A 22,595-nucleotide genomic window follows, 5' to 3' on the forward strand; every position below is an offset into this window, starting at 1 on the left:
CAAGAAGGGCTTTTTCCATCGCTAGGTCTGGTGTCTGGGTTTTGACCTTGGGCCGGGGTTCACAGAAAGATCGCCCCGGCCAGCGTCAGGGCAAACGAGGTAATTCTTGCCCTGAAACACCGTACCTTAGTCTAGTTGAGAAGATCACCGACGATGCCGACAGCATCAACAACGGTAGAGAGGTCATTCGTAACTTCGAGGACTTCACCATCGACCTGAATGTAGCGGTTTCCATTGCCCGGCTCCTTCAGCTTCCATTTGGAAAGGTCCCCGATTTCTTCGAACTCCAGGTCAGATGGGAGCTTGGCACCGCGCGTGTAGCGCTTGATCTGGCCAGGTGGCACAGCCTTTGGGCCTTTGCCGGGTTTGTCTTCGATCTGAATGCTGACATCTCCGTCCTTGCCGCCCTTGTTCGGCTTCTTACCCTTGTTGTCTTTGGCATAAGCATCGCTGCCTCCAAGGATGAAAAACACAACTGTTAAGGCTGCGAGAATTCCGTACACGATCTTCATAGACTGTTCCTTTGCTTCCTAACTTCATTCGACCCGAGTTGAAAATTCCGGCACGCGCTTCAGGGCTTCAACCCTGTCCGCGCTCGTCATCAGTTCGATGAACCTGTAGTCTTTTAGCACCCCTTGGCTCAGACGCGAAAAATACATGGCCTGCACCATGCCTGGATCGTCCGGTAAACGGACGGTGATGTAGTTCTTGCCATCTGCCAGTCCCAAAAACAGCTTATCATCTCACCGCCCATTGCGGCGAGTGCAGCGCCCATGTCCTTTCCCCGGTCGGTCGGGTTGTCGATCATGGTTTGCCAGGCATCGGGGTTTGGTTCCCCGATCCCCAGATAGTATCGGCTTTGGGTTTGTTCCGTTGCTGCTCCTTCAACGCCGATCCCAAAAACGCAAAGAGTTACTGCGATTGCCTTGTTCATTGATCGCTCCCCTGTTCAGGATCGACGATGCAAGGCGCACGTGTCAAATTCCCGCATACTCTGCTCATTCGAGAGTATTCTTGTAGAAGACGCCGTCTTTCATGATCACGCGAATGGTCTCAAACCCTCGATCACGCGCAGGTGCATCAAACCATTTCGGATTTGCGCCAAGAACCGACAGGTCCTCCAGTGGGTTCCCGTCGACAATAAGGATGTCTGCATAGGCCCCTTCTTCGATCACGCCCAGTTTGTTGGGATAAGGGTTCCGCCGCCCTGTCAGCTGTGCCAACTCGCCACCAGTCGAGGTCGCTGCAACCAGGAAAGCATGGTTACCCAGCAATTCCGCGAAATAGCACTTTTCAAAGTCCTGGTGTGCGCGGCCAAACCCAATGGTGGACAGCACGGTGTCGACGTTATGCACGATCTTGGGTTTGTATTTCTTGATGTACTCAATGACGTTTTCTGACCCGACCAGATATTCTTCCAGTTTCGGTTTCACCGTTGGCATCGAGAAATTCGGATGGTCGAGCAGCGCCGGATCCATTCCTGCGACATTCAAGGCCCAGAAGATACCTTCATCTGCAATGCGTTTGACGGTCTCCTCGCTCACCATCTGAGCGTGCTCCAGTGACTTGACGCCTGCGTCCAGAGCCATTGTTACCGTTTCGTCCGTATAGGCGTGGACAGTCACATATGTATCAAAGAAGGACGCAGCCTCGACCGCTGTTGCAATCTCATCAACGTTGTAGGCAACGGACCAAAGCGGATCGAGCTCGGATGACACATCGCCGCCGGCCATCAGTTTCAGGAAACTCGCACCGTGCGCGAAGTTAAGCCGCGATGCCTTTCGGATTTCTTCGGCACCATCAGCAATATAGGACAGGTTGAACGTATTGGCGACGTCGTCCGACCCCATGTTGAAGGTTCGCTGCTCGGGGTTTCGCCAGTCACCATGCCCGGAAGTCGGGCCGATGGCCGCACCTGACGCATAGATACGTGGCCCGTCTACAATCCCCTTGTCGATCAGTTCGCGCAGACCTGATCCCATTCCGCCAGTATCCCGCACCGTGGTGTAACCATCGTAGAGATAGTCGCGGGCATTTTCGGCTGCTGTGGCCCCGATCTGATCCCATTTGGCGGCCTGAAGACCTGAGAAGGATTGCACGAGCCCTGTAGCGTAGAGATGCACGTGACTGTCAATCAATCCCGGCATTAGCGTGCGCCCACCTCCGTCGATAACCGTCGCTTCGGGCGCATCAATACCGTCGGTCGAGACTGTCTTTATGAGATTGCCTTCAACCAGAACATTCGCGTTTTCGATCCGCTCTTCACTAATTCCGTCAAAGATATGCACATTGGTGAACAAGGTTTGCGGGAGCGCGTCCTGCGCCAACGCGCCGCTTGCTGCCAAGGAAACAAATCCGGCGATTGCTGTCAGTGAGGCCAGTGTTTCCACGTGTCAGCACTCCAATTTGTCAAGCTAAGGGGGCGCGGGGTGTCGAGGTAAATTCACCCCGCGCGACACTCAATCGAGTGTATTTTTGTAGATCACGCCGTCTTTCATGATCAGGTCGATGTTGTTGGTGTAGTCGACCAGGATCTCGGCATCTTCGACCGGGTTTCCTTCAACAAGCAGCAGGTCGGCGTATGCGCCCTGTTCGATCACACCCAGCGGGCCTGCTGTGTAGGGGTTGAGTTTTCCTGAAAGCGCCAGAAGTGCGGCGGACTTTGACGTGGCTTGTTGCAGGATTTCGTGTGAAGTCCATGCCTCCAGCCGGTATTTGAACTCATCGTTTTGCTTGGTCAGCGCGACGGGATCGCCGATGATATCGGTCGAGAACGCAACGTTCTCGATCTCATACTCTTTCAACAGTTTCATCTGGTTGCGCGCACCTGCCTGAACATCAAGGAATTTGGGAGCTGCCGCAGGGCCAAGCGCCTTCTTGACAACTTCCTCATCAAGCCCAAGCAGAGAATAAAACGGGACGATCCAGGCGCCAGAATCCTTGATGGCCTGCGCTGACACTTCAGTCATCAGTTGTCCATGTTCTATGCTGATGACGCCCGCTTCCAGCGACCGCAGGATCGAGTCGTCGTTATACGCGTGGACCATGACATAGGTTCCCCAATCAGCCGCCGCGCGAACCGAAGCCTCCAACTCTTCCGGTAATCCTTGAACGGTGTGCAACGGATCAACCGAAGATGACACACCACCGCCTGCCATTACCTTGATCTGCACAGCGCCCATACGCAGCGCTTCGCGCGTTGCCCGCAGTACTTCGGGCACACCATCGGCCAAGAACTCGACATGCTGGTTGAAGAAAGACGGCTGCGCCCATGAAGTTCGGGTGGGGTTCGGTATAGACCCGATGCTCGCCATGTCCGGAAGTCTGCGAGATGACCGGCCCTGATGCGTAAATCCTTGGCCCTACGGCCTTTCCACGATCAATAGCTTTTTGCAGACCAATTGCCGGGCCACCCGCATCCCGAACGGTTGTAAAACCACGCAGTAGCATTTTCTCGGCTTCAATTGTGGAAACCGCGCCCCAATACATCCAGTCAAAATTGTCCCTCAGGTCCGCGACGGGCTCGGTGATTGCCATATGTACGTGCGCATCGATCAAGCCCGGCATCAGCGTTCGACCTCCACCGTCAATGATCTGGGCATTGGCAACGGCCAGCGGTTCCGACGATACTTCCGCGATCAGATTGTCCACGACCAGAACGTTTGCGTTCTCAATTCGCTGTTCATCGACACCGTTAAATACGTGCACGTTGGTAAATAGGATTGGAAAGCTCTCATCCTGCGCAAAACCTTGGCCCGCGATTGCCAGGCTTGCAGAAAAGGCTGTCGTGGCCACCAGGTGTTTGAATTTCGGTGTCATTGAGGCCCTCCAAATACGAATCAAAGATGTATGTTTCTGAATATGATTTTAGAGTGATTGCCGGATTTTGCCTGACAGTATGGCGGGCTGCGCCAAATTGATTTGGCATTCTGCATGCTTTTGGCGCCTTTTTGTGTGTTTTCTGTCTTTCTGTCGTTACCTTCATGATATTTGAGGGCGACATGGGCGTATTTGAGCAAAACACAAAGAAGGGCTTGCCGCTGGTTCGGGCATCGGTTGCTGCACCTGTCGTAGCTGCTTTGCGTCGTGCCGGTGTTGAACCGGCTGTTGTTCTGGACCCTCTGGGCGTGAGCGAAGCTCAGGTGATGGATCGCCAAAACTTCCTGCCACACGGGACGATTTATAAAATCCATCAAGCCGCTGCTGATGCAACATCACCAGACTTCTGCGCGCAAGTTGGTCAATCAATTGACCTTGTTCGGTTTCTGCCTCTCGGTGACATGTTGGCCGAGGCGTTGACGTTGGGCGACTTCTTTACGCGCTACACTCAAGCCGTCTCGAAAGAATCCAACGCGGTCACGCAGTCGCTGCTTGTGGAAGGGGAGCACGCTTATTTCAGTGCTAAGCGGAATTTCAGCATTTCGGTTTCGCCCGGACAGACCGACGCATTTCTGGCGAGCATCTGGGTATCATTGCTGCATCGGGTTCTCGATTTCAGGTGGGACCCGAGCCAGATCATTTTACGGGTAAGCGAACCTGACGTGTTGCCAAAGCACTTTCATGGTGTTCAAGCCATTAAGTGTAGCCCTCAGGGCTTTTCGATCCGGTTTCCTTCACCCTGGCTGAGCCATCGGTTGCTCTCGGAAACATTGGAAAACCCGTCAGACCTGACAAGCGATTTCCTCGACCAGCATGCGCCTCAAGATTTCTTAGCCGGGCTTCAGGGCCTCATCCGGATTCATCTTGGCGAGCCGGGATTTGGTGTTGACGAACTGGCGCGCCTATGCGGTTTCCACCGGGAGACATTGAACAACCGGCTGGCCTCTTATGGGCAATCAGCATCTCAGGTCATATCTGCTGTCAAACCGGAAGAAGCAAAGAAGCTGCTGGGTCCGGTGGGAAAGTCCGTTGGTGAGACCGCACTGCGGCTTGGTTACGCAGACCCCACTGCGTTTTCGAGGGCCTTCCGTAAATGGTCTGGAATGTCGCCGTCGGGTTTTAAGAAAACGGTAAAAGAACTGGGCTGAAAACCGGCGCCAGTGCGGTCGCATGCAGCTCGCCGTCGTTTCTTCGAGCATAGGATGAGAACACTAGCCGTATAAATCCCAAATTGCGCGCACGTTGTGAAAAACTGGTCGAGCGCCTGCAACACCATTCACGCATGTCCGGTTCTGCAAAAAGCTAGAATTGCAAAGTTCTGGGCTGAACGTCCGGTTTGGGCTGAGACCAGTCATCAGAAAGCAATGAGCCTACGGTAACTTTCTCCGCATTGCGAATGAGCGAAAGCACCTCGGGAGGATTGCAATTCTGGCAACAGATCAAAACAGCGTGGCAATCGCTTTATGAAGCGGACAATTATCCAGATTGTGAGCAGCGCAGTTCCCGTCAGCGCTATCTGGATCTACTTGTCGGACCATGAAGCTTGATGATTGCGGTTTGTGTTCCTCCCGTCTGAGTAATAGACACTTGATGCGGTGTTTTTGGGGAGAGTGGCTGTCCCCCTGAAGTCCCGTGTCGCTTGTGTTTAGCAAATCAAAACCGAGTTGAACGATTGACATGCATTCGCAGTTGGTATGCTATCCGCAACCATAACGTTAACAGAAATTTACGACACAGCATCGTGAATTCAATGCGGTCAAACGACTGCAACATGGGAGAAAATAATGAAAAATCCAATACTCGTACTGACGCTTTTGATGACGACGACGTCTTTGGCCAGTGCCGAAACTCTGCGTTGGGCGCGCTCGGGGGATGCGCTGACGCTTGACCCGCATTCGCAGAACGAAGGGCCGACGCATACCGTGCGCCACCAGATGTATGAACCTCTGATCATTCGGGATACGAGCGGTGCTTTCGAGCCTGCGCTGGCGACCGATTGGGCCCCCAGCGAGAGTGATCCGAATGTCTGGGTGTTCAATCTGCGTCAGGGCGTGAAATTCCACGACGGCGCCGATTTCACTGCAGAAGACGTGGTGTTCAGCATCAACCGTGCGAAGCAGCCGAACTCGGACATGAAAGAACTGATCAATTCGATTGTCGAGGTGCGCGCTGTCGACGACCACACGATCGAGATCGAGACGGACGGTCCGAACCCCATTCTGCCTGCGAACCTCACCGACCTGTTCATCATGGACAAGGGCTGGACCGAGGCGAATAACGCGGTCAACGTTCAGGACTTTGAAGGCGGTGAGATCACCTTTGCGACCGTCAATGTGAATGGAACCGGCCCCTACAAACTGGTCAGCCGCGAACCGGACGTCAAAACGGTGATGGAGCGGAACGAAAATTATTGGGGGCGTGATCAGTTCCCGATGGCGATCAGCGAAATCATATATACCCCGATCCAGAATGACGCTACCCGCGTTGCGGCGATGCTGTCGGGCGAGGTGAACTTCCTTCAGGATATGCCGGTGCAGGACCTGGACCGGGTGAATGCCGTCGACGGTTTGGTCGTCAAACAAGCGCCGCAAAACCGGGTGATCTTCTTTGGAATGAACCAGGGCGCGGACGACATCGAGGCGGATAACGTCGATGGCAAGAACCCACTTGCCGACGTCCGCGTTCGTCGGGCCATGTCCAAAGCGATCAATCGAGATGCCATCCAACAGGTGGTCATGCGCGGTCAGTCGCAACCTGCCGGGATGATCGCCCCGCCGTTCGTGAACGGCTGGACTGCCAAGATGGACAGTGAAAGCAGCACGGATGTTGAAGGTGCAAAGGCGCTTTTGGCCGAAGCGGGTTATCCGGACGGTTTCTCGATCCGGCTGGATTGTCCCAACGACCGTTACATCAACGATGAAGGTATCTGTCAGGCGGCTGTCGGGATGTTGGGTCAGATTGGCATAACAGTGAATCTGGATGCCAAACCGAAGGCGCAGCACTTCCCGCTGATCACGGACGGAAAGACCGATTTCTACATGCTGGGCTGGGGCGTTCCGACGTATGACTCGGAATACATCTTCAACTTCCTGGTCCATGGCCGTGAAAGCGACATTGGGACGTGGAACGGCACCGGGTATGACAATGATGAGTTGGATGCCAAGATCGAGTCGCTGGCCTCGAACACGGATCTCGTCGCGCGAGATCAGGCTATCGCCGAGATCTGGCGGGTGGTGCAGGATGAACAGCTGTATATTCCGATCCACCATCAAGTGTTGAACTGGGGTATGGCTGAAAACCTGGACATCAACGTTGATCCCGAAGATCAGCCTATGGTCAAGCATTTTGGCCTGAAGTAAGAAACGTGGCCGGGCCTCGGGATGCGAGGCCCGCCACCAAAGAGTGGGAGCTATCATGAAACGTCTGACCACTGCCGCGCTATTCTGCGCGCTTGCCTTGCCCGTCGCAGGCGAAGAGTTCACGTTTGCCGTTACAACGGACCCGCAAACAATGGATCCTCATGCTGTCAACTCTGCCCCGGTTCTAGGTTTCTTGAACAACGTCTACGAAGGGCTTGTGCGCAGGGGCAAGGACATGACCATTGAACCGGCGCTGGCCACGAGTTGGGAAACCATCGGGGACGGAGCTGGATGGCGGTTCAAACTGCGCGAGGGCGTAACGTTTCATGATGGTTCCGAATTCAATGCGGATGACGTGATCTTCTCGTACCAGCGGGCGTCTGACGAAAATTCGGACACCCGCAGCTGGTTCGCGCCCGTCAGCGAGGTGGTAAAGGTTGACGACTACACCGTCGATGTCATGACCACTGCGCCGAACCCGATTTTCCCGGACAGCATTGCCAACTGGATGATCATGGATAGCGGCTGGGCCGAGGCAAACGACGCAGCACTGCCTGACAAAGAATCGGGCAACTATGCGACCCTGAACGCCAATGGCACCGGCGCTTTCCGAGTCACCGCGCGAGAGCCGGGCCTGCGCACTGTTCTGGAACCGTTCGACGGCTGGTGGGACAAAGCAGAACACAACCTGACCCGCGCTGAATTGGTGCCAATCCAAAACCCGGCAACCGCTCTGGCGGCTTTGTTGTCCGGAGATGTCGACTTCATCAACCCGGTCCCAATTCAGGATGTGGCTCGGTTGCAAGGCAATCCGGATGTGAAGGTCATTCAGGGCGTCGAAGCGCGCGTGATCATGTTGGGCTTTGATCAGCAGGAAGGCGCGAGTGAAGCCGGGCAGGGTGGCTCGGACCTGTTCCGAGATGTGCGCGTCCGCGAGGCGGTAGCAAAGGCAGTAAACGTTCCCGCTATCCTGCAAACCATCATGCGTGGCAATGCTGAGGTGGCGAGCCAGTTGGTCAGTCCTGCGATGCGTGGCTATTCGGCTGCGAATGCGGATCCCTATGGCTACGATCCCGAGAGTGCCAAAGCTTTGCTGGCTGAGGCTGGCGCTGAGGGGGCTGAGATCAGCTTTAAGTGCCCCAACAATCGCTACCTGAACGACGAAGCTGTTTGCCAGGCGATCACCGCCATGCTGTCTCAGGCCGGGCTGAACGTGACGCTCGATGCGATGCCGGTTCAGAACTACTGGCCTGAACTGCGGGCCGACAGTTTTGATATGTATCTGTTGGGTTGGTCACCCGGTACGTTTGATGCCGAGCATCCCGTGCGTTTTCTCGCTTCGACCCCGAATGAGGAAAAGAAGTTGGGTTCGTGGAACTTTGGCGGCTATTCGAGCTCTCGCGTGGATGAATTGCTGCCGCTGATCCAGTCCGAGATTGACGAACCCAAACGTCAGGCAATGCTGGACGAGGTGGCAGGTATCCTGCACGATGAGGTGGCCTATGTACCGCTTTACGTTCAACCGCTGGTCTGGGGCGCGCGCAGCAATATCGAGCTGACACAACGGCCCGACAACTTCTTCCTTCTGCGCTGGGTAACGGTCAACTAAATGCTGTCATACATTATCAGGCGTGTGGCTCAGTCGGCGCTAGTTCTGTTCGTCGTGGGCCTGGTCGCCTTTTCCATGTTCCGCTTTGTCGGAGATCCGATCGACAACATGCTGGGGCAAGAGCGGACCATGGAAGATGTGGAACGTCTGCGCGCGCAGTTGGGGCTCGATCAGCCGTTTCCGGTGCAATATGTGAAGTTTCTGCAGGAAGCGGTACAGGGCAATTTTGGCGTCAGCTTCCGTCAAGGGCGTCCGGTCGCGGAAATCCTGGCCGAACGCGCGCCGGCAACGTTGGAACTGGCGCTTGTCTCAGCCGTATTTGCCATAGTCTTGGGCATCGCGCTGGGTGTGTTCACCGCAATCCGCCGAGACGGGTTTGCAGCGAATTTCATCATGTCAGCCTCTCTGATCGGGGTGTCCCTGCCGACGTTCCTGATCGGGATTCTGTTGATTTACATCTTCTCAGTTGAACTTGGCTGGCTGCCCAGTTTTGGACGCGGAGAAGTCGTAGATCTGGGCTGGTGGAACACAGGCTTGCTGACAAGCAGTGGACTCAAGGCGCTGATCCTGCCCGCGATTACACTGGGTCTATACCAGATGACCCTCATCATGCGGCTGGTGCGCTCCGAGATGTTGGAAGTACTCCGGCAAGACTATATCCGCTTTGCCCGCGCCCGTGGGCTGAGTGACCGGACCATCAATTTCCGCCATGCGCTGAAGAATACCATGGTCCCCGTCATCACGATTATCGGCCTGCAACTGGGGGCCATCATCGCCTTTGCCATCATCACCGAGACGGTGTTTCAGTGGCCGGGCCTGGGCCTTCTGTTCATCAATGCAATCCAATTCGTGGATATCCCTGTCATGGCAGCATACCTGATGATGATCTCGGTCATCTTTGTCACCATCAACCTTGCGGTCGATATCCTTTACGCCTTCATCGACCCGCGCCTGAGGGTCAGCGCATGAGCCGTGTGAAACGCATTCTGGACAGCGACCAGTTCTACGCCTTCCGCCGCTCGCCTGTCGCCATGGTGTCGGCGACAGTGGCATTGATCCTGATCCTGGCCACGATCCTCGCACCACTGATTGCGCCGACAAACCCGTTTGATCCGGCCAGCCTGAACCTGATGAACGGCTTCACCCCGCCGATGGAACCCAATGCCTTTACAGGCGAAACCTTCCTGATGGGCACAGACGATCAGGGGCGTGATGTGTTCTCGACCATCCTCTACGGAATGCGGATCTCGCTATTCGTTGGGGTGGCGGCCGTTCTGTTCGCGATGGTTCTGGGGATCATTCTGGGCCTGTTATCAGGGTATTTCGGCGGTTGGACCGAAACCATCATCATGCGCACGGCGGATGTGCAGCTGACTTTCCCATCGATCCTTCTGGCCATGCTGATCTTTGGGATCGCCAAAGGCATTACCCCGGTGGAGTATCGGGACCAGATGGCGATCTGGGTGCTGATCCTGGCCATTGGACTGTCCGATTGGGTGCAGTTCGCTCGTGTCGTCCGGGGCGCAACGTTGGTTGAGAAGAACAAAGATTACGTCGCCGCCGCGCGCATCATCGGGCAAAGCCCGCTGACCATCATGCTGCGCCATATCCTGCCCAATGTACTGTCACCGGTGCTGGTGATCGCGACTATCTCATTGGCGCTGGCGATCATTGCCGAGGCGACGCTCAGTTTCCTTGGCGTTGGCGCGCCACCGACCCAGCCCTCGCTGGGGACGCTGATCCGCATTGGGCAGGGATTCCTGTTCTCGGGCGAGTGGTGGATCCTGTTCTTCCCGGCCTGCACCCTGCTGGCACTGGCGCTGAGTGTGAACCTGCTGGGCGACTGGCTGCGTGACGTTCTGAACCCGAGGCTGAAATGACCGATCCCGTTCTTTCGATCCGCAACCTGACTGTGGAAATCCCCACACGCCACGGCATCTTCAAGCCGGTCGAGCATGTGACCTACGACCTGCATCCTGGCGAGATCCGGGGCGTTGTCGGCGAAAGCGGTGCTGGCAAGTCCATGACCGGCAACGCCGTGATCGGCCTTCTGGACCCCCCGGCCCATGTCTCCGAAGGTGAGGTCTGGCTGAACGGTCGCCGGATTGACGAACTGGACGCCGAGGACAAACGCCGAATCCGGGGCAAAGAGATCGGGATGATCTTTCAGGACCCGCTAACCTCGCTGAACCCGTTGTTCACAGTGGGCGAGCAATTGGTCGAGACGATCCAGCTTCACCTCGGCCTGTCCGCTTCCGAGGCCAAAAAGCGCGCCATTTCTCTGCTGGATCGCGTGTCCATCCCCGACCCGGCAGACAGATTCAACCAGTATCCGCACCAGTTCTCCGGAGGGATGCGTCAGCGGGTGGTAATCGCGCTTGCACTCTGTACCGAGCCCAGCGTTCTGATCGCGGACGAACCCACAACGGCCTTGGATGTGTCTGTCCAAGCGCAGGTGCTGGATCTGATCAAGGAACTGGCGAAAGAGCGTCAGGTCGGCGTGATCCTCGTTACCCACGACATGGGCGTTATCGCCGACACCACGGACTCGGTGACTGTGATGTATTCCGGTCATGTGGTTGAAAGCGGAACGACCGATCAAATCCTCGGCGCACCGAAACATGAGTATACCAAATCTTTGATTGCCGCCGTGCCGCGCCCGCACACCAAAGTCGAGCGTTTCCCAGTGGTCAATTATGGCGAGCGGGAAAGAACCTTCAAGATCGACGATCTGGCGGCCCATTGGGACAAGACCGATCTGTCGAAATCCGGCAAACTGCTGGAAATCGAAAGCATTACTAAAACGTTCCTCCAAAAGGGCGGGCTGCTGCCCTCGCAACGCAAGTACTTCACTGCCGTCGATCAGGTGAGTTTCGACATTCGCGACGGTGAGGTTTTTGGCCTTGTCGGCGAAAGTGGCTCTGGCAAGTCTACAGTCGCCCGGATGATTGGAACACTCTATCCTGTGGACGGTGGTCGGGTGATCTTTGATGGCGAAGACGTCACAGTGATGGAGGCAGAGGCCCTGCAAACCTACCGCCGCCAGATCCAGATGATCTTTCAAGACCCGTTCTCCAGCCTAAATCCCCGCATGAGGGTCGGGGACCTCGTTGCCGAGCCCATCCATCATCACAAAATCCTGCCCAAGCCCGCAATTGAACCGCGCGTGCGCGAACTGCTTGACTGGGTTGGCCTGGCCAAGGACGCGTGGCGCAAGTATCCACACGAGTTTTCCGGTGGGCAGCGTCAGCGCATTTGTATTGCTCGCGCCCTCGCAACTCAGCCCCGTTTTCTGATCTGCGATGAGCCGACCAGCGCCCTGGACGTATCCATTCAGGCGCAAATCCTGAACATTCTCAAAGACCTGCAGGAGCATCTGGGCCTGACTATGCTCTTTATCAGCCATGATCTTCCTGTCGTACGTCAGATGTGTGACCGGGTGGGCGTGATGCGGCATGGGAAGCTGCTTGAGGTTCAGGAGACGGACGCGTTGTTCGAAGCTCCCGAGCATCCGTATACACGGGAACTATTGGATTTGATGCCACGGCTAAAGCAATTGGCATAACCTTAACGGTTTGGTCTTGCGTCGGTTTTCCAGAAGAAGTTGTTTGAGAGGTACGCGCGCAAGCAATCAACGGTAGTTTGAATTCAAACACCGACTTGAATTGGCTCCATCGCAAGGCGTCTAGTATTCGTTGTCGACCCAATTTCGGACCTGGACGAAGCTAGATGAAATGCAATCTCGATCAATGAGGTCTGCGTCGAGGTCACAGCCGACGGCAGCAATACGGTTTGCGACTTCAGAATTCAGGATACCCCTTGAAAGACAGCTTTCCGCGCCTCACCAAACATCTCGACACGGCAGTACGCGAGACTTGTAGGGGACTAGGTGTCGGTCATTGGTTTCAAACCGAGCGGCTACGGCACACACCCCCTATGCCGGACCAAAGCATCGGAGAACTGACCTCAGAAACAAGTCTGCGGCTGGATTCCAACCAATACACTGTCCACTAGCGCGCATAAGCGCTGAGTTCCGGACCTTGCAGAGCGGAAAATATCCGCTCTGCAGTTCCTGAATAGAATCTGCAGGTGGCTAGAAAGGGTTTGCCTGCTTGCCGCCGAACGCAAACGGCACTCCGTCCGGATCACACAGGATGGGGATTTGAGCTTGAACGGATTCGCTTAAGTTCAAGGAGGCCGGATGCGCCCCTTTGGTTTCAGCGGCACGGAAGGCGTCAGGGACTGAAGCAACTTTTAGGCTCGGGACCCAAGATGCGTTTGAGGCGGTTGCCCAAGTCGCGGCATGCTGGATTGCAACAAGACGGCCCCGAGGCCCGAGGAGAGTGGCGCAATCCTGGTCCCGGTCGGGAGACACCTGCCATCCGAAGAGTTCGATGTAGAACGCTTGCGGAAAGTCATCACCGTTGCCGATATACACTTCAGGGCCAAACTGCCGTCTCGGCACGGGGAAACTGTGCCGAGACAGCGAAATCCCCACCAACGCGCCGAGCGGATCGCGAACGAGTGCGTTGCGCCCGACGCCCGGCACCTCGAATGGCTCCCGAACAACTTGGCCTCCGAGCGTGTCGACGCGCTTGGCCGCCAGGTCCACGTCGGGGACCTCGATGTAGGCGACCCAGCCATTCGCTTGTTCCGGCGGCGTCTCGATCAATCCCGCGCCCGCTTCGTCACCGGAGAGGGCGAGGACGAAATCCTGCTCGCCGCCACCCCATGCAAAATCCGATGCCCGCTCGACTTCATAAGACCAGTTGGCGACGTGCTGGTAGAATGCCATTGAACGCGCCCTGTCTGGTGTGAATAGGTCATGCCATACGATTTGACCGGCTTTCGACTGTGTCATCGCTTTACTTCCTGACATCTTTGAGTTTTTTGACTCCGTGGACCATCTTCCCGAACGCCTTGTCGCGCGACCTGCGTTCCGCAAGACTCGCCGAGTTAAACGCATCTTCGGCCATGAGCTTGCGCCATCTGCGAAGCCGATCGCTATCAAGAACACCCTCATCGATAGCCTTCAGAACAGCGCATTCCGGCTCAGAATCGTGCTGACAGTTCTTGAATCGACACTGCGCGGCCAACTCCTGAATGTCGGCGAAAAGATCATTGATACCTTCCGCTGCATCGGTGAGCTGCAGTTCCCGCATGCCCGGACTGTCCAAGACCAAACAGCCATTGGGCATAGCATGAAGCTCGCGCCGCGTTGTCGTATGCCGCCCCTTTGCGTCGTCCTCACGAATGGTTTGGGTTTCAATGGACTGACTCTCGAGCAGCGCATTGGCCAACGTTGATTTACCAACACCAGATGAGCCGAGAAACGCCACCGTCTTGCCGGGTTTGCACCAGGGAAGCAGTTTTGTCCGGGGCGCGTCTCCGCGGGCGTCAAGGGCGACCACGTCGATCATGTCCGATACCGCGCGGGCAGCGTCGATATAGTTCTGCGGGTCTGTCACGAGGTCGGTCTTTGTGATGACGATGACGGGTGTCATCCGTGCCTCCAAAGCCAGAGCTGCATAGCGTTCCAGCCGGGCCACCTTGAAGTCCTGATTGCAAGACGTGACGATAAAGGCCGTATCAATGTTCGCCGCGATCAGTTGTTCCTGCCGGTCGGTTCCGGGCGCACGCCGCTTTATGAGGCTTGTGCGCTCAAGAACCCGACTGGAGCGCGGACGTGTGGAGTCCAGCATCAGCCAGTCTCCGACAGTTGCGTCGGCTCCCGGCGGAAGTACCGTATCTATGCCGTCACCGACGACATGCAGCCCATTGCGATGCACTTCGACAACGCGAACGGGAGGTGTCGCCGACAAGTCCTCTACGCTGATCTGTTGGGCGAAAAACGGTTGCCATCCCAATGCCTGAAGAGGGCTGGGATTGGCGTGCGATCCGGCGTCGCTTGCGCGAAGCGGAAGGAAGTCGGAATAATCCCTTGTCATAGGGTGTTCACTTTCATGTCTCTGGCCCAGGTCAGATTTGGGCGCTGATGGTAGAAAGAGTGCGCACATCAAAACACTCCGTCGGCAACAAAGCGACGGCGGTGCTTCAGATTTTGAATATGCTCCGGGAGGCGCGCTGCCTCCCCTCCTTACCGGGACATAAAATCTCCATTTCCGATGAAGTGCACATAGGAAGACCGCGGGCAGAACACAACAGTTGACCGGTGATTTGGCGCACTTCGTCACTTCTCTGTAGCAACCGTTCAACACGAAGAAGAGTGTGTGAGCTTTACCCGCGTAGCAGCCTTTTGTGCTAGAAACAGCAGTTGACGGCACCGGGTCAAAATTTCCCCAAGGTCCTCCTTGGGCCGTTATCACACACCCCAACAAGCTGAATATTAGGCGGCTTCGTCCGCAATGCGCCTGTCGAATTGGACTATAAGCGACTGCTCCGAGCCCTAAACTGACACTCGGTATCGAGTACGCTAAGCTGGATCGTGCGAGGCCCACATACATTCAGAAACCGCACCTTTGGGAGGACGGATGTATGATCATGCGAATTTTTCAGGTGACAACGCGGTCAGGTAAAGAAGACGAGTTTTGCCGCTTTTTTCGCGACACTGCGATCCCGTTGATGAAAAGCACCCCTGGAATCGTGCATCTTTTTCCGGGCGCGCCGAGAGGGTGGTCTTGACCCCTGAAACTGGTCCGAACCGAGTGCGAAATTTTGGGTGCATTTCTGGCAACAGGGGAGTGTAGCGATGCCGAAGAAACGATTCATCGGCGAACAGATTGCCTTTCGATTGTGGACAGGATGCTTCATCAGTCGATCAATCTAATACTCATGACGGGCTGACTGGCTTCGAACCGCAATTCCTCTGAAACGACACTACTTCAGGAAACCTCCTGACCTTTCTCGGAACATACTTGCAATCTTGCCTCTTGGCGTAGTCACCTATGGGTGACGAGCGGAGGAAGTCGATGAAGCCTTGGACAATCATGTTTTGTGCGTTCTGCACATTCGCTCTTGTCGCTTGTGCCCCAAAAGTTCGTACATATGAGAAAACCAATTCGGTTTCATTCTCGGCAAGGACAAACAGCACACTTGGGCAGACGGCGACCCGGCTTGGGGACCCCAAAGACGGCCGGTCCGGTGTCAAATTGATCAGCGACGGCGAACAAGCCTTGGTGTCACGGCTTCTACTCGCTGCAGCGGCTGAACAATCGATCGACGCTCAATACTACCTTTTGCATAACGACCCGACAGGTCACCTCTTTGCGGCCAGCCTTTTGCAGGCGGCGGATCGAGGCGTACGTGTTCGCTTGCTTTTGGATGACATGGACACATCCGGATACGACGCGATGACAGCCGCATTGGACTACCACGAGAATATTGAAATCCGTCTGTTCAATCCTTTCTGGCGCGACCAAAGCCTGATCATTGCCGGGCTCACGGATTTCAAGCGGATCAATCGCAGAATGCACAATAAGTCGATGACCGCAGACAACGTGTTCACAATTGTCGGTGGCCGGAATATCGGCGCCGAGTACTTCCTGGCACGGGAGGAAATGAACTATGCGGATCTGGATGTTCTGGCAGCCGGTCCTGTCGTAAATGAAGTTTCACACAGCTTTGACGAATATTGGAACAGTGAGTTCGCGGTTCCGGCCCGCGTGGTCGTCGGGCAACCTGAAGAATTTTCGCTTGGCCAAGCGCGAAGCAGACTGAATGAGCTTGTGGAGGCGGCAAAGCAGACCCAGTACGGCGAAGCTCTCAGAAAATCTGCAAGGGAGAATTTTGCAGACGGCACGCTTTCTTTGGATTGGGTGCCCGCAAAACTCTACGCCGATCCGCCCTCCAAAGCCGCAGGGCTTGATAACTCAGATCCAATTCTTGCGTCGCAACTGCTGCCGTATTTCGAAGGTGCTGACAGGGAGGTCAATATCGTTTCGGCCTACTTCGTGCCACGCAACAACGGCGTGAAGTGGATGACCGAACTGGAAAACCGAGGTGTCGAAGTCAAAGTCGTAACCAACTCGCTTGCTTCAAACGACGTAGCACCAGTCTATGCGCACTACGCCAAGAAACGCCGGGCGTTGCTGCGCGGTGGGGTCGAGCTTTATGAATTGCGGCCTGACGCTTATCAGGTCCAACGTCGTGGAATAAACTGGGCTCAATCTCGGTCAGGTCTTCATTCCAAAGCGTTCGCTGTCGATGACCGATATCTGTTTGTCGGTTCGTTCAATTGGGACCCGCGTTCAGTCAACATCAACACGGAAATGGGCATTCTCATCGACTCTCCTGCGCTGACCGCACAAACCATGGGAGCTTTGGACGATGCGCTTCCAGCATATACGTATCATGTGACGCTGGAGAGTGCTGGCCAACTCAAATGGAGAACACGGGGCAAGAACGGAGAAATTCTTGAATATGACTCAGAGCCAACGGGTTCGGCTTGGGATCATATCGTAGCTGGATTTTTCAGTATTTTGCCAATCGGCTCTCAGCTTTAGTAGCGTGGGAGAAGGTCCGTTCCTCTACTGTGCTGTTGACGTTCTATCAATTGCATCGCGCTTGTGGCAGTCTTCTTCGCATTTGAAGAAAAGTGGATAAGCAGGAGGGGCACATGGAAATTCGAACCACATCCGGGCGCGGCCGTTTATATGACAGCGTCCTGGACACGGTCGGCAACACGCCGTGCATTCGCATCAACAAAATCGCGCCGGCCAACGTGACGGTCTACGTCAAGTTTGAAGCCTTCAACCCCGCGGGCTCGGTCAAGGACCGCCTTGCGCTGAACATCATCGAAGCGGGCGAAAGGGAAGGTCGGCTGAAACCCGGGCAAACGGTCGTCGAGGCTACCTCGGGAAATACCGGGATAGGTCTTGCGATGGTATGTGCCGCAAAGGGTTATCCGCTTGTGGTCACTATGGCTGACAGCTTCTCGGTGGAACGCCGCCGGTTGATGCGGTTTCTTGGGGCCAAGGTTGTGCTGACGCCTCGTGCGCTCAAGGGTTTTGGGATGTACTCCAAGGCCAAGGAGTTGGCCGAGGCAAATGGCTGGTTTCTCGCCAGCCAATTCGAGACAAGCGCCAACGCCGACATCCACGAGGCCACGACGGCGAGGGAAATACTAAGCGATTTCGAAGGAGAGCGGCTGGATTACTGGATCACCGGTTATGGAACAGGCGGCACCGTTTCGGGCGTGTCGCGCGTGCTCAAGCGTGATCGCCCTGACACCAAGATCATTCTGACCGAGCCTGCAAACGCTGCGATTGTCGGGTCTGGCTACGTGAACACCCGCAACGAGGCCCATCAGCCCACTGAGAGCCATCCGGCCTTTGAACCGCATCCCATTCAGGGTTGGACGCCCGACTTCATCCCGTACGTGCTTCAGGAAGCTCTGGACAATGCCTATTATGATGAACTGCTTCCCGTCGCCGGAGCGGACGGTATCGCCTGGTCCAGGCGTCTGGCCGCAGAGGAGGGGATCTTCACCGGAATTTCAGGGGGGTCCACATTTGCCATCGCAATGGACGTGGCCAAAAGCGCCCCGGACGGATCGGTGATGCTGGTGATGCTGCCCGACACAGGCGAACGGTATCTTTCGACACCGCTCTTTGATGGGATTGCCGAAGATATGACGGATGAGGAACGAGCGATTTCCATGTCGACACCAACGGCGCAAATGCCGTCTGAGTGAGCCAGGTCTCGTTGCTAATTTATCCGGGTATTAGAACGTTCGATCTGTAGCGTTGATGCCGTATGAAAGTCTGCGGACAGCGTGGTTGCCGCAATGCATGGCCAGACGGTCAAACGATCCGGTTGAGTTGCGATTCAGAAGTTGAGCGGACTTCAACCGATGGCCGCCGAGTTTCCTGTGTCAAAGCCGCGTCTGTGCGGTGGAATGCTGACCTGAAGCGTCGATCGACAAAGCCTATCGTTGACAATAGATTTGCTTCTTCGAGGGAAGTACAGAATTTGCACCGTCAACTGAAAGGCTTTTGGGTGCCCTTGTGCAAGGCGGATTGGGGGATCCAGCACCTCCGCGATCTCAGGCTGGCGTGGCATCACCTTTTGGGGCGCTCGATGGGCGTCATGTTGTCTCAGGAAATCGCCTGCCACAGCCGCCCTTCGGATCGCTGCAACTTGGTTTTTTGGATCGTGAAGACGCACAAGGGTTTGAGCACTGCGCCGCCGTCGCCGCGCAAAGCAAACTGGCTGCAATAAACGCCGGCCTGGACGCGATGCACTCCTGGTCCGGAGAGCAGAACCTCAGCCAAATCCGGCAGGAAACACTTGTGCTTTGGGGCGATCGGGATCGGACTTATCCGTGGAGCCAGACGCATATGCTTTGGCAAGAAATCCCCAAGACCTCGCTTGCGGTCGTGCCGGGTTGCGCCCATGCGGTTCATGCCGAGAAAACTGAACTCTTCCAGCGTCTGGTCTCCGACTTTCTTGAGTGATGGGCACTGCAGGCGGCAGGGCGCTCTGCAGGAAACAGCCGAGTTCGGGCTGTTGAAGTTTCATTGGCGTTTATTCAAGAGCCAAGCGGGTTTATCTTCGTGCCAGTCGCAGAGCACGGGTTTTCCGCGCAGGGCCAGATAACCTTAGTGACCCGCTCGTGGCTCGATTTGACGGCGACACGGGGCCCACACTCAAGTCTCACGAAATGCTTTCGCAAAGTAGTCGCTGAACGGTTTGATAAGGTAGGCAATCGGTGTTCTGTCCTGCGTCCGTATGAAGGTTTCGACCGGCATTCCAGGGACCAGAGGTGTTTCCGCGGGCAGTTTTTTCTGCTCTCCGGCATTCAGTGCAATCTCGGCCGTGTAGTAGGTCTGGTTTGTCGAAGCTTCCTCGAACGCATCCGCAGAAACCAGGGTGACCCGTCCTGTCAATTCGGGCGTCTTGCGCTGATCCATGGCCGAAAAGCGCAAAACGACATCTTGTCCGACGAACATCTGGTCAACGTGAATGGGGTCGACGCGGGCACTTATGATCAGCGGACGATCCTGCGGAACGAGGTACAATACCGGTTCAGCCGGTTTCACAACCGCGCCAAGGCTGAAGATGTTCAATCCATGTACGACCCCAGAGACCGGCGCCGTGATTTCAAGGTTGGCGATACGCTCTGCGATATTCGTCGTTTCCTCGCGTAATTCCAGTTCCCGATACCGCAGGTCCCTGAGGCGGGTAATGGCATTTTCGCGGCGTTTGCTTTGCAACTTGAGGATTTGAATCTCGATTTCGGTCTTTCGCCCCTCGGATTCCGCGATACGGGCAGTCAGATCACCCATCGTGCCGCTCAAGCGTGCTTCTTCCCGTTGCAATGACAGAACGCGGGATGCGGGGGCCAATCCGCGTTCAAACAAGGATTCCTGATCCGTCAGTTCCTTTCGTATCAGGTCCAGCTGGGTGGCAAGCGCCAGTTTTTGAGCATCAATCCCGACAATCTGACTGTCGATCTGACCAACTCTTTTGAGTTGCTGATCAATCTCCTGCGCGATGGATTCCTTGCGCGCCACAAACAATCGTTCCTGCCCATAGACCAAGTCCGCGATGTCGATGTCCAAAGATGCAGCATGCTGAAGAATGGGATCAAATCGGATTTCTTCGGTTCCGTCTCTTTCCGCCTCAAGCCGGCCACGGCGGGCCATGAGTTCGTAAAGCTCTTTTTCGGCGATCGCCAATTTGGTGGCAAGGTCATTGGACGCCAGCTTGATCAGAACATCACCGGCCTCGACCAAGGACCCTTCGTCGACAAGTATCTCGGCGACCACGCCGCCATCGGGGTGTTCCACAACCTGTTGATTTTGATCAACTTCAATTCGACCGCTGGCAACGATTGCCCCGGCAATATTGGTCGTGAAGGACCAATATCCAAAGCCCCCAAGCAACAGCATCAGGCCCACGAGACCCACGAGCACTGGTCCGCGCGCTGACCAGGAAACAGACGAGTTTACGTCGGACCGTTCCGGTTTCATTTCAGGCCTCCCTGTCTGGCAGTTTTTGCGATTTGTTCGTGGTTGATAACGAGTTTCCGAAGAACGTCTTTCTTGGCGCCGAAGTCCCGGACGGTGCCGTTATCAAGCATTATCAGCTTGTCGCATTCCTGAATTGCGGCCGGCCGGTGGGCCACGATCAACACGGATTTTCCGTTTGCCTTGAACTCTTCAATTGCGCGATTGACCGCGGCACTGCCTTCGACGTCGAGGTTTGAATTGGGTTCGTCCAGCACGAGCAGAACGGGGTCGCCGTACATGGCGCGGGCAAGGCCGATACGTTGCATCTGACCACCGGACAGCTGCCCTCCGTTCGCCGACACGTTGGTGTCATAGCCATCAGCGAGCCGCAGTATCATCTCATGCGCATCTGCTTTCTTTGCGGCTGCCACGACGGCGGCATCGTCCGGCTCGGGCGCCATTCGGGCGATGTTTTCGGCAATCGTGCCGTCAAACAGCTGAAACCGCTGCGCAAGATAGCCGATGAGGCTGCCAAGTTCGGTCGAGCCGTATTGATCCAGCGCGGCGCCATCCAGCCGGATCGTGCCGCTGTGCGGACGCCATACGCCAGTCAAGGATCTGGCGAGTGTGGACTTCCCCGCGCCGGACGACCCAATCAAGCCAACCGCTTCGCCGGGGTTCACGTTGAACGAAACGGATTTCAGAGCGGCTTGCCGTGAGTTCGGCGGAAATACGGTCAGGTTTTGAACAACCAACTTGGCCTTGGGTTTCGGCAGTCGCGTATTCACACGTTCGGGCGGTACGGTGCCGAGCAGTTCGGCCACACTATCCCAGCCCCTTTTTGCGGTCTGAACCAACTGCCATTGCGCCACAAGCTGCTCCATCGGTGCCAGCGCCCGGCCCAGCAGGATTGAGCTTGCAATCATTGCGCCTGCAGTCAGTTCCCCCTGAAGCACAAGAAATGCACCAACACCAAGGATGGCTGACTGCAGAAACAACCGGAAGGTCTTTGTTGCGTTGGCAAAGCTGCCGCTTACATCTGCCGAGCGGATCTGCTCCTTCAGCGCCCGGTCGCGCAACGTCTTCCACCGCGTGTAGGTCGCATCGCGCATACCCATCGCCTCAACGATTTCGGCTTCGTTCCGCAACTGGTTGGACATCGCTTCGGACGAGGCGACAGCACGGCTGGCATTCGACATGGGGCGTGCCGAAAAGACTCGGTTCAAGCCGGTCAGTGCCAAGATGACCAAGCCACCCAGCGCAGCGACAGCACCAAGCCAAGGGTGGAATATCCAGATGCCCAAAAGGAAAACGGGCGTCCAAAATACATCGAAAAAGGCCATTGGAACCGGAGAAGACAAAAGCCGCTGAACAGCCTCAAGATCGCGCAGGCCGGTTTCCGTTTGATCGTCCGGAGCGACCGAGGCTTTGCGCTGCACCGCCTCGAATACCCGACGGTCAAGCCGCGCCTGGAATCGGGCCGCGACGCGTCCGAAAATCCTCCCCCGAGCATATTCAAGCAGGCCCAGAATGCCGTACAAGAACGCAACAAGCACCGAGAGAGCGACCAGCGTTTCCACCGATCGGCTGCCCAGTACTCGGTCGTATACCTGCAGCATATACAATGGCCCGGTCAGCATAAGAAGGTTGGTGAAGCAACTGAGAACACCGACAAAAACGTACAGCCGCCAGCTTTCCCGGCGCACTTCGCGAAGTTCCTGACGCCCCGTTTCGACTACGAATTTGGGTTTTCCCATTGGCCGTCACCTTTGTTCTCAACTGATGACCGATACGCTGATCAGACCCGGTCGGATTTGTTTTTTGATTTTGGCCTCA

The 22,595-nt window shown here is 55.9% G+C and carries 18 protein-coding genes; 9 read left to right on the plus strand and 9 right to left on the minus strand.

From position 1 onward, the window contains the following. Window positions 1-131: 131 nt before the first annotated feature. The 5 genes from GOW72_RS10565 to GOW72_RS10585 all read right to left on the minus strand — a co-directional run bounded on the left by GOW72_RS10565 (window position 132) and on the right by GOW72_RS10585 (window position 3,819). Window positions 132-512 carry a hypothetical protein gene (locus GOW72_RS10565; RefSeq protein WP_170366830.1) on the minus strand — a complete coding sequence of 127 codons (381 nt, stop codon included), beginning with the start codon at window positions 510-512 and terminating at the stop codon, window positions 132-134. A gap of 128 nt (window positions 513-640) precedes the next feature. Continuing rightward, window positions 641-934, minus strand: a complete 294-nt coding sequence (locus GOW72_RS10570) for a hypothetical protein (RefSeq protein WP_170366831.1) — start codon at window positions 932-934, stop codon at window positions 641-643. Window positions 935-998: 64 nt separating this feature from the next. Then, a complete protein-coding gene (locus tag GOW72_RS10575) occupies window positions 999-2,390 on the minus strand; it encodes an amidohydrolase family protein (RefSeq protein WP_170366832.1) in 1,392 nt (463 codons plus the stop codon). Window positions 2,391-2,459: 69 nt separating this feature from the next. Next, a complete protein-coding gene (locus GOW72_RS10580) occupies window positions 2,460-3,221 on the minus strand; it encodes an amidohydrolase family protein (RefSeq protein ID WP_170366833.1) in 762 nt (253 codons plus the stop codon). Further along, window positions 3,127-3,819, minus strand: coding sequence for an amidohydrolase family protein (locus tag GOW72_RS10585; RefSeq protein WP_170366834.1), 693 nt, complete (start codon window positions 3,817-3,819; stop codon window positions 3,127-3,129). Before GOW72_RS10585 ends, GOW72_RS10580 begins: the two co-directional genes overlap by 95 nt. 182 nt (window positions 3,820-4,001) lie before the next feature. Between GOW72_RS10585 and GOW72_RS10590 the strand changes: the two genes are divergently transcribed. From GOW72_RS10590 to GOW72_RS10615, 6 genes are all read left to right on the plus strand, one after another. Further along, on the plus strand, window positions 4,002-5,027 hold the full coding sequence (locus GOW72_RS10590) for a helix-turn-helix domain-containing protein (RefSeq protein ID WP_170366835.1): 1,026 nt from the start codon (window positions 4,002-4,004) through the stop codon (window positions 5,025-5,027). 636 nt (window positions 5,028-5,663) lie between these two features. Then, entirely contained in the window at window positions 5,664-7,238 is a 1,575-nt protein-coding gene (locus tag GOW72_RS10595; protein ID WP_170366836.1) for an ABC transporter substrate-binding protein, read from the plus strand. Between the two features lie 55 nt (window positions 7,239-7,293). After that, on the plus strand, window positions 7,294-8,847 hold the full coding sequence (locus tag GOW72_RS10600; protein ID WP_170366837.1) for an ABC transporter substrate-binding protein: 1,554 nt from the start codon (window positions 7,294-7,296) through the stop codon (window positions 8,845-8,847). Beyond that, on the plus strand, window positions 8,848-9,816 hold the full coding sequence (locus GOW72_RS10605; RefSeq protein WP_170339894.1) for an ABC transporter permease: 969 nt from the start codon (window positions 8,848-8,850) through the stop codon (window positions 9,814-9,816). Further along, window positions 9,813-10,727, plus strand: a complete 915-nt coding sequence (locus tag GOW72_RS10610; protein ID WP_170339892.1) for an ABC transporter permease — start codon at window positions 9,813-9,815, stop codon at window positions 10,725-10,727. Before GOW72_RS10605 ends, GOW72_RS10610 begins: the two co-directional genes overlap by 4 nt. Next, window positions 10,724-12,412, plus strand: a complete 1,689-nt coding sequence (locus GOW72_RS10615; protein ID WP_170366838.1) for an ABC transporter ATP-binding protein — start codon at window positions 10,724-10,726, stop codon at window positions 12,410-12,412. Before GOW72_RS10610 ends, GOW72_RS10615 begins: the two co-directional genes overlap by 4 nt. A 528-nt stretch (window positions 12,413-12,940) precedes the next feature. On the opposite strand, the gene GOW72_RS10620 is transcribed toward GOW72_RS10615, so the two are convergent. Both GOW72_RS10620 and rsgA read right to left on the minus strand, forming a co-directional pair. After that, window positions 12,941-13,726 carry a VOC family protein gene (locus GOW72_RS10620; protein ID WP_170366839.1) on the minus strand — a complete coding sequence of 262 codons (786 nt, stop codon included), beginning with the start codon at window positions 13,724-13,726 and terminating at the stop codon, window positions 12,941-12,943. Then, window positions 13,713-14,795 (minus strand): ribosome small subunit-dependent GTPase A, encoded by a 1,083-nt coding sequence (gene rsgA, locus GOW72_RS10625; protein ID WP_170366840.1) that lies wholly within the window; start codon window positions 14,793-14,795, stop codon window positions 13,713-13,715. Before rsgA ends, GOW72_RS10620 begins: the two co-directional genes overlap by 14 nt. Before the next feature lie 981 nt (window positions 14,796-15,776). On the opposite strand from rsgA, the gene GOW72_RS10630 reads away from it, so the two are divergent. From GOW72_RS10630 to GOW72_RS10640, 3 genes are all read left to right on the plus strand, one after another. Next, window positions 15,777-17,309 carry a phospholipase D family protein gene (locus GOW72_RS10630; protein WP_170366841.1) on the plus strand — a complete coding sequence of 511 codons (1,533 nt, stop codon included), beginning with the start codon at window positions 15,777-15,779 and terminating at the stop codon, window positions 17,307-17,309. 113 nt (window positions 17,310-17,422) lie between these two features. Beyond that, window positions 17,423-18,499, plus strand: a complete 1,077-nt coding sequence (locus GOW72_RS10635; RefSeq protein WP_170366842.1) for a PLP-dependent cysteine synthase family protein — start codon at window positions 17,423-17,425, stop codon at window positions 18,497-18,499. 325 nt (window positions 18,500-18,824) lie between these two features. After that, the gene (locus GOW72_RS10640) at window positions 18,825-19,262 is read left to right on the plus strand and encodes an alpha/beta fold hydrolase (RefSeq protein WP_170366843.1); all 438 of its coding nucleotides are present in this window, start codon (window positions 18,825-18,827) and stop codon (window positions 19,260-19,262) included. 192 nt (window positions 19,263-19,454) lie between these two features. Here GOW72_RS10640 and GOW72_RS10645 read toward each other — a convergent pair whose 3' ends face one another. After that, complete coding sequence (locus GOW72_RS10645) at window positions 19,455-20,780, minus strand: HlyD family type I secretion periplasmic adaptor subunit (protein ID WP_170366844.1); 1,326 nt, start codon at window positions 20,778-20,780, stop codon at window positions 19,455-19,457. Then, window positions 20,777-22,516: a type I secretion system permease/ATPase gene (locus tag GOW72_RS10650; protein WP_170366845.1), complete on the minus strand. Its 1,740-nt coding sequence runs from the start codon at window positions 22,514-22,516 to the stop codon at window positions 20,777-20,779. The genes GOW72_RS10645 and GOW72_RS10650 overlap by 4 nt, the downstream gene beginning before the upstream one ends. Between the last annotated feature and the right edge of the window lie 79 nt (window positions 22,517-22,595).

It is taken from the genome of Ruegeria arenilitoris (genome assembly GCF_013032855.1).
Lineage (GTDB): Bacteria > Pseudomonadota > Alphaproteobacteria > Rhodobacterales > Rhodobacteraceae > Ruegeria > Ruegeria arenilitoris.